The 3452-nt window shown below is 66.2% G+C and carries 3 protein-coding genes and 1 pseudogene; all 4 read right to left on the bottom strand.

Going from position 1 to position 3452, the window contains the following annotated elements; translation table 11 throughout:
* A pseudogene (kasB, locus tag BST14_RS27645) lies at positions 1-556 on the bottom strand (3-oxoacyl-ACP synthase KasB); the annotation flags it as partial.
* Positions 557-633: 77 nt separating this feature from the next.
* Positions 634-1884: a 3-oxoacyl-ACP synthase KasA gene (gene kasA / locus BST14_RS27650; RefSeq protein ID WP_083067441.1), complete on the bottom strand. Its 1251-nt coding sequence runs from the start codon at positions 1882-1884 to the stop codon at positions 634-636.
* Positions 1881-2228 carry a meromycolate extension acyl carrier protein AcpM gene (acpM, locus tag BST14_RS27655; protein ID WP_007770614.1) on the bottom strand — a complete coding sequence of 116 codons (348 nt, stop codon included), beginning with the start codon at positions 2226-2228 and terminating at the stop codon, positions 1881-1883. The genes kasA and acpM overlap by 4 nt, the downstream gene beginning before the upstream one ends.
* A gap of 86 nt (positions 2229-2314) precedes the next feature.
* Positions 2315-3223 carry an ACP S-malonyltransferase gene (locus BST14_RS27660; protein ID WP_083067442.1) on the bottom strand — a complete coding sequence of 303 codons (909 nt, stop codon included), beginning with the start codon at positions 3221-3223 and terminating at the stop codon, positions 2315-2317.
* Positions 3224-3452 lie beyond the last annotated feature (229 nt).

A 3452-nucleotide genomic window follows, 5' to 3' on the forward strand; every position in this document is an offset into this window, starting at 1 on the left:
AGACGATGTTGCGCCAGGCCTGCGCGATCCCCTCGGACCCGGACGCGCACGCCGACACCGGCGTGATCACCCCGGCCTTGGCCTGGCGCTCCAATCCCACCGCCGCCGAGGCGCCGTTGGGCATGTACTTCTGGACACCGAGCGGAGAGACGGCCTTCATGCCACGAGCGCGCATGTCGTCGTAGCTGAAGACCATCTCTTCCGACGAACCCAGGCCAGTGCCGATGGACACCATCAGCCGGTCGGGGTCGACCTCGGGGGAGCCGGCGATCTCCCAGACCCGCCGGCCCAGCACGGTCGACATCCGCTGCAGGTAGCCCGTCCGACGCAGCTCCACGCGGGTCAACTGGCTGTCGAATTCCTCCAGCAGGTGCCCGCCGATGCGCACCGGCAGGTCAAACTCCTCGACGAACGGATCCTCGAGTTTGCGGATACCACTTTGGCTGTCCAGCAACAGCTTCCAGGTGGTCTCGGCATCAGTGGCCAACGCGGTCGTCATGGCGACGCCAGTGACGACCACGTTCGGGAGCGTTTTCCCGGTAACCAGCTCTGTCATGGGTCTTGCGAACGTTCCTTCCATCTTGTCCGGCTTCTCGGGCCGTTTGCGGCCCGCGTCGTCGCCGGACGCCGTAATCAGTAACGCCCGAAGGCGAGTGCCACGTTGTGGCCACCGAACCCGAACGAGTTGTTGATCGCATAACGGAAATCGCCATAGCGGGGTTCGCCCGCGACGACGTCCAAATCGATTTCGGGATCGGGTGTTTCGTAGTTGAGTGTTGGCGGTATCACGCCGTCCCGAAGGCTCAATACCGTGAGAACAGATTCCAAAGCCCCGACCGCACCGATGGAGTGCCCCAGGGCCGACTTGGGTGCGTACACCGCCGCCTCCTGGCAACCGGCAACCCGAATCGCGTTGGCCTCGGCCGTGTCACCGATCGGCGTCGCGGTGCCGTGCGCGTTGACGTGGTCGATGTCTTTGGGAGACAACCCCGCCAGCTCGAGCGACCTCGTCATCGCCCGGCCCGCGCGCACGCCGTCCGCCGCCGGCGCGACCATGTGGAACGCGTCCGAGGTGATGCCGGCCCCCATCAGCCGGGCCAGCGGCTTGGCGCCGCGTGCCTTGGCGTGCTCCTCGGTCTCGATGAGCAGCAGCGCCCCGGCCTCACCGAACACGAAGCCGTCGCGATCCTTGTCGAACGGCCGCGATGCGCGCTCGGGCTCATCGTTGCGCGTCGACATGGCTCGCATCATCGAGAACGCCGCGATCGGCAGCGCCTCGATGGGACCCTCGACACCACCGCACACCGCGACGTCGGCGTCGCCCATGACGATCTGACGCCACGCGTGGGCGATCGCCTCGGAACCCGACGAACAGGCCGACACCGGGGTGATCACCCCGGCGCGGGCGCCGAGTTGCAGGCCGACCACGGCGGCGGCGCCGTTGGGCATGATCATCTGCACCGCCAGCGGCGACACCTTGCGGGGGCCGCCCTCGTTCATCAGGTCGTAGCTCTCCACGATCCTTTCGGCACCGCCGAGCCCGGTGCCGACCACGACCGAGAACCGGTCGGGATCGAGCTCCGGGTTACCGGCGGTCTCCCACAACTGACCGCTGAGCAGCTTGGCCAACCGCTGCACGTAGGACATGCGGCGCATGTCGAGCCTGCTCATGCGTTCGTCGATGGGCTCCCTGAGGTGTCCACCGATCTTGACCGGCAGATCCCACTTGGTGATGAACTCGTCTTCGAGGACGTGGATGCCGCTTTCGCCGGCCAACAAACCCTTCCACGTGCTCTCGATGTCCGGCGCGATCGATGTCGTCGCCGTGACGGCGGTTACCACAACGTTGGGGTAACCGCCATTAGCAGTGGAAGGTTTGCTCACTTGCTGTCTGCTTCCAGCCTCGACTTGACGTTGGCGACCGCCTCGGGGTTCTCGGTCTCCAGCTTTGCCCGCAGCGCCTCGGCAGCCTCGGGGTTCTCTTCCTCGAGCTTCTGGATGTAGGAGACGACGTCACCGACGGTACGCAGACCGGCGAGGTCCTCGTCGGGGATCTTGACGCCGTACTTGTCCTCTGTCTGCACGGCGATCTCGACCATCGACAGCGAGTCGATGTCCAGGTCGTCGACGAACGACTTCTCCGGGGTGACCTCGGAGGGCTCGATACCGGTCACCTCTTCGATGATCTCGGCGATACCGGCGATGATTTCTTCCTGGCTGACAGCCACAGCTTCTTCCCTTCGTAATGTGTTGTGTATTAGTCGAATTGACGTGCTATGCGGTTGTACTGGTTGTGCAACTGGCCGAGCTGGCTTTAGAGCTCGGCCAAAGCGTCCAGGTCTGCGGGCGACTTGACGGCACGAGCCGTAACCCCCCGAAGTTCTCGTTTGGCGATACCGGTGAGAGCGCCCGCAGGCGGGAACTCCACGGCCGCAGCGACTTCCAGGTCACGCAGCGTCGCGGTGCACAGGTCCCAGCGCACCGGCTGGGTCAACTGAGCGACCAACGCCTCCATCGCCGCGGCCGCCGAGGCGACCGGCTTGCCGTCACGGTTGGACAGCAGCGTGGCGGTGGGCTCGGACGTCTGGACGGCGGCCGCCGCAGCGGCGTAACCGTCGAGTGCCGACGCCATGTACTTGGTGTGGAACGCTCCGGCCACACCGAGCGCGCGCACCCGGGCCTTTTCCGGCGGGTCTTCGGCCAGCTTCTCCAGCGCGGTCAGCGAGCCGGCGGCAACGATCTGCCCGGCGGCGTTGCGGTTGGCGGGGAACAAGTCGAGCTGCTCGAGGCGGGCCAGCACCTCGCCCTCGTCGCCACCGAGCACCGCGGACATGCCGGTCGGCTCGACGGCGCAGGCCTTGGCCATCTCGGCGCCGCGGGTGGCGGCCAGCGCGACGGCGTCGTCGGCGGCGATCACGCCGGCGATCGCGTAGGCGGCGATCTCTCCGACGGAGTGGCCGGCCACGACCAGTTCCGCGTCCGACAGCAGGCCACGCCTGGTCAGCTCCTGGTGGGCCAACAGCGTGGCGGCCACCACCAGCGGCTGGGTGACCGCGGTGTCGGTGATCTCTTCGGTCGATGCGGTGGTGCCCAGGCGCACAAGGTCGAGGCCACTGGCCTTGGACCACAGCGCCAATTGGTCAGCGGCGCCGGCGAGCTCCAGCCATGGCGAGAGCATCCCCTCGGTCTGCGAACCCTGTCCGGGCGCAAGCAATGCAATCACGTGTTTAAGAGAACACTGTGGAAACGGTTTTAGCGGGTGTAACAGATTATGAACCTCGTCTTAGGTTTTTGTGTATACCCTACAAAACCGCTCCGTAAGCTATGGGTTTGATATCGTGCCGCGACCTGTCGCCTGGGTCGCTATCGCCCGAATTGCCCCGCCGCGGCCCCTTTGACCGGCAGCGGAACCGGGGGCATCGCGTTTGTGGTGGCGCTGGGAGGGGGGGTTG

It is taken from the genome of Mycobacterium arosiense ATCC BAA-1401 = DSM 45069, from assembly GCF_002086125.1.
In the GTDB taxonomy this organism is placed as follows: domain Bacteria; phylum Actinomycetota; class Actinomycetes; order Mycobacteriales; family Mycobacteriaceae; genus Mycobacterium; species Mycobacterium arosiense.